This window comes from Microtetraspora sp. AC03309 (assembly GCF_020826795.1).
GTDB lineage: Bacteria > Actinomycetota > Actinomycetes > Streptosporangiales > Streptosporangiaceae > Microtetraspora > Microtetraspora glauca.
Genome location: NZ_JADDIL010000148.1, coordinates 1 through 6,834 on the forward strand (window position 1 = coordinate 1; position 6,834 = coordinate 6,834).

Below are 6,834 nucleotides of genomic sequence, written 5' to 3' on the forward strand. Positions count from 1 at the left end.
GTCAACACCTGCCCAGCGTGTACGAGCTGCTCGACTACGAGCGTTGGGACGAGCGCGCGGCCGCGCGAGCCGAGGCACGCAAGGCGGCCAGGGGTAGCCGCACGGATGCGGCCAGGGGTAGCCGCACGGATGCGGCCAGGGGTAGCCGCACGGATGCGGCCAGGGGTAGCCGCACGGATGCGGCGGTTCCTCTTCCTCCTGAGAAACAAGAAGAGAGAGGAGGAGAATCCTCCTCCTCCTACCTCGCCAATGAGCGGCAGTCACAGCCGTCTCGTCAGGAGGAGGAGGCGAGCCCCTCAGAGACCAGGAAGCGCAACGAGGGGACTGTCAGTCCCCCCGCTCCGTCCAACGGCCCTGATCTGCCGACGTGCCAATCTGGTACCACGGTCCCGCCACCCCGGGACGGCGAGCACAACGAGCACCAGGCCGTCGCTGCCGATCTCGTCTCCTCGCTTCCCGCGCTGCTCACCGTGGGCGACAAGCGTCGCCTGACCGCCCTCGTCGTCGAGAACCTCGCGGCCGGATGGAGCGTCGAGCAGCTGCGCACCGAGCTGCTGCGCGACCTCGCCACCGCCTCCTCACGCACGGCGGTCTGGCACTCCCGGCTGCGTGACCTCGGCACCCCGCCCGCCCCGGCCCCGGCCGCGCCGACGCTGCCGCCCCGCTGTGACGACCCCGAGCACGACCCCTACAGCGCCGACAGCAACCGGATGCTCTACCCCGAGGGCGGTCTCGCCCGGCCCTGCCCCGTCTGCCACCCCACCTACCTCGGAGCCGCGTCATGACCGCCGACCTCGCCGCCGTCATCCCCGCCGAGCCCGGCGAGGACGCCCGCGACGTCCTGGCCGAGGCTGAGCGGCGCGTGCTCGGTGCCATCCTGAGCTGGCCGAAGACCATGGACACCGATGCCGTGGCCTCCCTGGAGGTCGCGCACTGGCGTGACCCGATCCACCAGGCCATCTACGCCCGGCTCGTCGACCTGCACGGGCGTGGCCGCTCCGTCGAGGCCGCGCACGTCATGCAGGCCATCACCACCGACAAGACCCTCACCGCTCACCAGCGGCTCGCGATCCTCCGCTACCTGCCGGGGCTGGTGGTCGAGGCCCCCGCGATCGGTGGGAGCGCCGCCATCGCCGATGACGTCGACTACATCCGCCAGGCCGCCGCCCGCCGCCTGGCCGGTCAGATCGCCGTGCGGCTGCACCGGGTCGCCGAAGACGCCACCCCCGAAGAGCTGGCGACCGCGCTCGACCAGGCCCGCGACGCGTTCGCCGCCGCCACCACGCCGGGCAAGGCCGCCGACGCCGGTCTCGGGGACGTGCTGGAGAACTACCTCGCCGGGGCCGACAACCCCACCAAGCCGGTGCTCGTCCCCGCCCCGTACACCGACCTCAACCGGCTGCTCGGCGGCGGGTTCGGCGCCGGCCAGCTCGTGGTGGTCGCCGCCCGGCCCGCCGTGGGCAAGAGCGTGATGGGGCTGGACATCGCCCGGCACGCCGCCACCAGCGACCGGCGGGTGCTGCTGGTCAGCCTGGAGATGCTCCACAGCGAGATCGCCGCCCGCTACCTCGCCGCGTCCGCCCGGGTGCCCCTTGAGCGCACCAAGCAGATCCCGACCAACCCCGAGGTGCTCACCGATGACGACTGGAAGCGCTTGGGGGCGATCCCCGGCCAGGCCGGGCACCTGAACGACCGAGTCCGGGTCGTCGACCCGGCCGACATGGGCGAGGGCTTCACCGTCGCCGCGTTGCGCCGACACCTGACCGCCATGCGCAAGCTCGGCACCCCGGCCGACATCGTCGTCCTGGATTACCTCCAGCTCATCACCCCGACCCGCCGGGTGGAGAACCGGCAGGTCGAGGTCGCGGAGATGTCCCGCGCGCTCAAGCTCATGGCGCTGGAGTTCGCGATCCCGCTCGTGGTGATCGCCCAGCTCAACCGCGGACCGGAGCAGCGGGCCGACAAGCGGCCCCAGGTGTCCGACCTACGCGAGAGCGGCGCCGTCGAACAGGACGCCGACATTGTGATCCTGCTGCACCGTGAGGACGCCTACGAACCGCAGAGCAGCCGGGCGGGCGAGGTGGACGTGATCGTCGGCAAGCACCGGGGCGGCCCGACCGGCACGGTCGCGGTCGCGGCTCAGCTCCACTTCGCTCGCTTCGTCGACATGGGCCGCCACTAGTGATCCCCTGCCCTCCGCTTGGCCTCTGCGTGGCCCTGAGAGCCCCGTAGAGGCCCGTAACGGCCCACGGGCGGGGGATTTCCCGCCCGGGGCGTTACAGAGCCTCTGAGGGCCGCGTATCGATCAGCGGCGGGGCTGACAAAACCTGCGGAAACCCTGACACTTCCGAGCCGCTCGCGTGTCACCCCATGCGCCGGGCCGACCCCATGGGAGGGGCAGGCGGCGGGCGACCTCATGGAGGCCCTACAGTGCGGCGGCCGGCCTTTTTTGAGCACGCCCCGGGAGACCCCGCGCCACCCTCTCCCGTCTCTCTCCCCGCGATCAGAAAGCGCGGCGGAACATGTCCACGATCGGGACCACGTCCTGGATCATCCGCACCTCGACACCCGCTTCCAGGGCGGTGCGGATCGCCGCCATGACCGGCTTGAGCTCCTCGTTGTACAGCAGCATCTCGTGCAGCTTGCTTGAGGGCAGCGGTTCGGGCTCAGGCCGCTCGTCGGTGACATCCGTGACATCCGGCGCCTGCGGCGCGTACCCGTACCAGTCCGCCAGGAGCTCATCGTCCTCAGCGTCCTCGCCTTCCAGCGCCGGGACCTCCTCGACAGTGCGCTGGAGCAGCAATTTCATGCGCTTCATGGCCTCCAGGCGTGGCCGCCAGATCGCGGGCGGGCGCACTCCCATGGCGACCATGTGGTTGAGCACGGTCGCCAGCGAGGCGAGCGCCCCCTTCCATCGCAGTTCTGCGGCGCGGATGCGGGAGGCGTCGTCGCGGTCCAGGCCGTCCAGGCTCGCGGGCGGCGTGCGCTGGCCGTCGTTCGTCCTGATCTTCTCGCGGCCATGCTCAGCCCGGCCGAGTAGTTCCTGTGCCTCGGTGAGCCGCCCGTACAGCACGACGGGCCGCACGGCTTCGGTGTAGACCTCGTGGTTCACGTGGCCGGCGATCCGGCGGTCGCTGGTCGGGGCCTGCTCGTCGCCGGTCAGCCACCTCATCGCCAGGCCCGGATGGACCGTGACCGTCGGCGTGATGGACACGTCATCGGCCCAGCCCAGCGGGACCATCAACATCACCGGCGGCACGCCCAGGACCCAGGCGAGCGTCAGCACCTCATCCAACCGGAGGCCCGCGCGCCGCCCGTTCTCCAGGTTCGACAGCACCGACCGGTCGAGGTTCGGCATTCCCGCCTCGGCACATCGGCGCGCGAGTTCCTGCGCGCTCCACCCGTGCGCCTTGCGGTAGTGGCGCACCCGCTGGGCCGCTACCTGCGTCGGCGTCACCGGATCGGGCCCGTCTGGTTGGGAGCCGGTTTTAACACCACGCGCATTTTGTGTCATGACGAATCATCCTAATCTCGGCTTGCGCTAAATCCACTACATCCGCCACGATCTTCACAAGCACGGAAGGGGGCAGGTCATGACAACGATGACGAGAAAGCAGGCCGTGACAGCGGACGACGGGGGTCCCCGCGGCTACAAGGTGAGCCGCGTGGCGGAGCTGCTGGACGCGCACGTGAACACGGTCTACGCCTGGATCAGGTCCGGGCGGCTGCACGCGGTGAGGATCGGCCGGACCTACCGGGTTCCGGCGGCGGCCCTCGAGGAGTTCCAGCACGCGGGCGGGCCGCGATGACCGGCGATCTCCCCCACGATGTGAGCGCAGATCAGCCCAGGTCAGACGGGGGCGAGCATCGGGCCAGGACACTAAGGCCGGGAGAGTGTACAAGGGCCCACATGGACACCACGCAGGACCACGCCAACCCCCTGGACCGGCCGACGATGAGCGTGATGGAGGCGGCCGGCCTGTTGGGAGTCTCCCGGGAGGCCGCCTACGACGGCGTGCGCCGGGGTGACATCCCCTCGCTGCGGGTCGGCCGGGCGATCCGCGTTCCTACGGCCAAGCTCGCCGCGATGCTCGGGATCGACCAGTAGGGCGGGCCACGTGACCAAGACGCGAGAAGGCGGCCCCCGCCAGGGCCGCCCCTCTGACGCTCCTGCGGCTGCGAGGAGCATAACCAGGACCTTCGTCATCGTCCCAGCTCCGGGAGTCGAACCCCTGGGGGAGGTGCTGTGGGCATCCACCTGATCGTGGAGGTGATGGACTACGCCCCGGCCACGCTGACCCACAGCGAGCACAAGACGCTGATGGTGTTCGCGGAGAGCGCCCGCGACGAGACCCGCCAGGCATGGCCCGGGATCGAGGACGACGAGACGTTCGCCCGCCGGACCCGACTCGGTCGCAGCCAGCGCTACGCCGTGGTCAAGGCCTTGGTCGCCAAGGGGGCGCTCGTCAGGGTCAGCAAGGGCCACAACGCCTCCAGGGCGGTCTACATGATCCCGCCGCTTGCCGCCGTCGTCGCGGCCGTGCAGGGTCCGGAAAACCCGGACGCTTCCGGCCTCCAGCGTCCGGAAAACCCGGACCCTGGATCGAACACGAAGGGTCCGGGAAATCCGGATCAAGCGTCCGGGAAATCAGACGGAAGGGTCCGGAAAACCCGGACCCCATCCCCTCAGTCCCCTCATGACCCCTCATCTCTCGGCGCGGCCGGGCGCGTGATGGAGGCGACCGGAGCCAGCGAGGAGGAGGCGAGGAGGATCGTCGATCTGATCAAAGCCGAGAAGGCCCCGCGCAGTCTCAACGGCTACGTCTCCACCCTGGCCGCGAACGGCGACCTGGCCGACTGGCTCCATCGCGTCCGGGCCGCCGACGAGGAACACGAGCTGCGCGCCTGGCTTGAGAAGGTTCGCGCCATGGGCGAGTGCGAGCACGGCACGCCTGGCGGCGTCGAGCTGCATCCGGTCAGCGGCGAGCCGCACTGTCCGCTGTGCCGTAGCGAGGCCCGCGCGCATCCGGCCGCGTGACGCCTGGCGGCCATCCGAACCTCATGGCCATCCGAACCGGCCGTCCCCGGGGGAGACCCCGCCGAGGGGTGGCCGGCGGGACCGCCGGGGAGCGCTGGCCCGGGTCGGTCAGGTTCAAAGGGTCCCGATGTCACCGACCGTGATCGTTTTCCGGTGTTCGGCGGCCCCCCGCCGGGACCCCCGCTCGTGTAGGCCCGTGTGGTCTCGCGTAGGCCCCTCTTCATGATCTGACTCCTGATAATGTTTCTTCTCAGGAGTCACAATCGACCCGGGAGGACCACCCCGTGACCGTCATCGAGCAGCGCCCGACCGGCCCCCTCGCCACCGCCGGCCACACCCCGGCAGACCTCTCCCTGAGCGAGGCCGCCCGCGCCGCGATCGAAGCCGGGGTACCGGAGTCGACCCGCCGCGCCTACGCCAGCGACTGGTCGGCGTTCACCGCCTGGTGCTCGTCGACGGGCCGCACGCCGCTCCCGGCCACCGCCCAGACCCTGGCCGAGTACGTCACCCACCTGACCGTCGCGCCCTCCCCGCGCACCGGTCGGCCGCTGTCCCCGTCCAGCATCGAGCGGGCCCTGGCCGCGATCCGCACCATGCACAACGCGGCCGACGTCGTCCCGCCCAACACCAAGGCTGCCCGCAAGGTCTTGTCCGGGCACAGGGAGGGCCTGGCCCTCGCGCACGACCCGGCCGCCCGCACCCGCAAGGCCGACCCCGCCGTCCCCGACGCCCTGCGGGAGATGCTCGCCACGCTCGACCGGGCCACCCTGGCGGGCAAGCGGGACGCCGCGCTGCTGCTGCTCGGCTACGCCACCGCCGCCCGCGTGAGCGAGCTGGCCGCGCTCGACATCGCCGACGTCCGCGAGACGCCCGATGGGCTGCTCGTCACCATCTACCGGCGGAAGATCAAGCGGCACACCGAGACCGCCGTGCCGTACGGCGCCAACCCCGCCACCTGCCCGGTGCGTGCCGTCCGTGCGCTCCTGGCGGACATGGCCGATGCCGGCCGCACCTCCGGGCCGCTGCTGGTGCGCGTCGACCGGCACGGCCGCATCGCCCCGCCGCTGACCCGGGCCGGGAAGACGATCGGTGACCCGGCCGGGCGCATGACCGCCGAGGCGATCGCCGACGTGGTGACCCGCATCGCCGAGGCCGCCGACCTGGACGGCCGATGGACCGGCCACAGCTTGCGCCGCGGCTTCGTCACCGCCGCCCGCCGCGACGGGCACGCCTTGGAGCGGATCGGCCGTCACGGCGGATGGGCGGACGGCTCCCGCGCCCTGCTGGGCTACATCGAGGAGGCCGACCGGTGGACCGACAACCCCGTCACGGGGCTGTAGGCCACGCTGAGGGACTTTCGGGAGTTTCGGGACCCCTTACGTGCGCGAGCGCGAGGGACGCCTGAGGGGTGCGGTGGGTCGAGCAGGGGCGAGGTTTCCCGACTAAACCGACGTTCACGCGCGTGCGCGCGCGTAAGGGCTGAAAAAACTGCGAAAACTCTCCGAGCCGGGGGCGTCGTTCCGTAACGGAGCGCGTGACGAAACGTCGCCCGGCGACGGCGGTTCCACAAATCGGCCCGGGGCCGAGGGGCATGATCGAATGCAAATTTTCTCTACGAACTCAAGGCGGCCCGCTCCCCTCCGGGGCGGGCCGCTTCGCGTTTCCCGGGGCCTTCCCGGCCAGGACCGCGGCCCGGAAGGCGTTCCTCACCGGACGGATACCCCGGAACCTCTTGACCCTGTACTCAAGTGCGTACACCATGAAGACAAGCAAGCCGTACGCACTTGAGTACAGGG

Annotated in this window: 7 protein-coding genes; 6 read left to right on the forward strand and 1 reads right to left on the reverse strand. The window is 71.1% G+C overall.

Annotated elements, in window-relative coordinates; all coding sequences use genetic code 11:
- Together IMZ11_RS41380 and IMZ11_RS41385 are read left to right on the forward strand one after the other, a co-directional pair.
- Positions 1-785, forward strand: a 785-nt coding sequence (locus tag IMZ11_RS41380; protein ID WP_228648861.1) for a hypothetical protein, incomplete at its 5' end; no start/stop codon positions are given.
- Entirely contained in the window at positions 782-2,182 is a 1,401-nt protein-coding gene (locus tag IMZ11_RS41385) for a DnaB-like helicase C-terminal domain-containing protein (RefSeq protein ID WP_228648863.1), read from the forward strand. The genes IMZ11_RS41380 and IMZ11_RS41385, both read left to right, overlap by 4 nt.
- A 321-nt stretch (positions 2,183-2,503) precedes the next feature.
- Here IMZ11_RS41385 and IMZ11_RS41390 read toward each other — a convergent pair whose 3' ends face one another.
- Positions 2,504-3,514, reverse strand: coding sequence for a helix-turn-helix domain-containing protein (locus tag IMZ11_RS41390; RefSeq protein ID WP_228648866.1), 1,011 nt, complete (start codon positions 3,512-3,514; stop codon positions 2,504-2,506).
- A 79-nt stretch (positions 3,515-3,593) separates the two neighbouring features.
- Between IMZ11_RS41390 and IMZ11_RS41395 the strand changes: the two genes are divergently transcribed.
- The 4 genes from IMZ11_RS41395 (at position 3,594) to IMZ11_RS41410 (ending at position 6,378) form a co-directional block, all read left to right on the forward strand.
- On the forward strand, positions 3,594-3,809 hold the full coding sequence (locus IMZ11_RS41395) for a helix-turn-helix domain-containing protein (protein ID WP_228648868.1): 216 nt from the start codon (positions 3,594-3,596) through the stop codon (positions 3,807-3,809).
- Between the two features lie 101 nt (positions 3,810-3,910).
- Positions 3,911-4,108: a helix-turn-helix domain-containing protein gene (locus tag IMZ11_RS41400; protein WP_228648870.1), complete on the forward strand. Its 198-nt coding sequence runs from the start codon at positions 3,911-3,913 to the stop codon at positions 4,106-4,108.
- A gap of 138 nt (positions 4,109-4,246) precedes the next feature.
- A complete protein-coding gene (locus IMZ11_RS41405; protein ID WP_228648872.1) occupies positions 4,247-5,038 on the forward strand; it encodes a hypothetical protein in 792 nt (263 codons plus the stop codon).
- 284 nt (positions 5,039-5,322) lie between these two features.
- Positions 5,323-6,378, forward strand: a complete 1,056-nt coding sequence (locus tag IMZ11_RS41410) for a tyrosine-type recombinase/integrase (protein WP_228648874.1) — start codon at positions 5,323-5,325, stop codon at positions 6,376-6,378.
- The last annotated feature ends 456 nt before the right edge of the window (positions 6,379-6,834 follow it).